This is a genomic window from Nocardia alba NBRC 108234, from assembly GCF_001612665.1.
In the GTDB taxonomy this organism is placed as follows: Bacteria; Actinomycetota; Actinomycetes; order Mycobacteriales; family Mycobacteriaceae; genus Nocardia; species Nocardia alba.
The window spans coordinates 1-505 of the sequence record NZ_BDAX01000062.1 but is presented as its reverse complement, the minus strand read 5'-3'; the positions used below and the strand labels follow the sequence as shown (position 1 = coordinate 505).

General features: G+C 65.0%; 1 protein-coding gene. It reads right to left on the bottom strand.

Annotation, left to right across the window (positions count from 1 at the left end; translation table 11 throughout):
- Positions 1-505: WXG100 family type VII secretion target (locus NA12_RS34295; protein WP_218017158.1), on the bottom strand; the 505-nt coding region annotated here is incomplete at both ends.

The following is a 505-nucleotide window of genomic DNA, read 5'->3' as shown; positions in this document are numbered from 1 at the left end:
GCACCATCTCACGGACCGCGGCCACGATCCCACCCGCCATCCGGATCGCCGACGCCGCCGCAGTCGCAGCGGTATTGGCCGCGGCCAGCAGGTTCGTCGTGTTCGACGCCGCCGACTTGTAGGCGGTCGCTGTTTGACCGGTCCAGTCCGCGACATCGGCGGTGACCGCCGCGTTCTGAGCTGTCGCTACCTCGCTGATCCGGGTCGCGACGTTGTCCCACGTTTTGGCATACGCCTCGATCTGCGCGGGATCACCCGCTATCCAATCCAGGGCATCCTGCAACGGTTGGCAGTGTTCGATCAACCAACCCACGCCGTACCCGGCCAGAGTTCCGAGGGGATCGACCACCAGCGACACCGCTTCACCGGCGAGACCGACGACACCGAGACCGACCTCGATCCAGGAACCACCCGAGATCGCATCCGACAGATCAGTGACCGAGCTGACCAAACTGATCCCGGTCGACCAGTCGGTCGTGTCTTCCTTCGCCGCGATCAGAGGGTT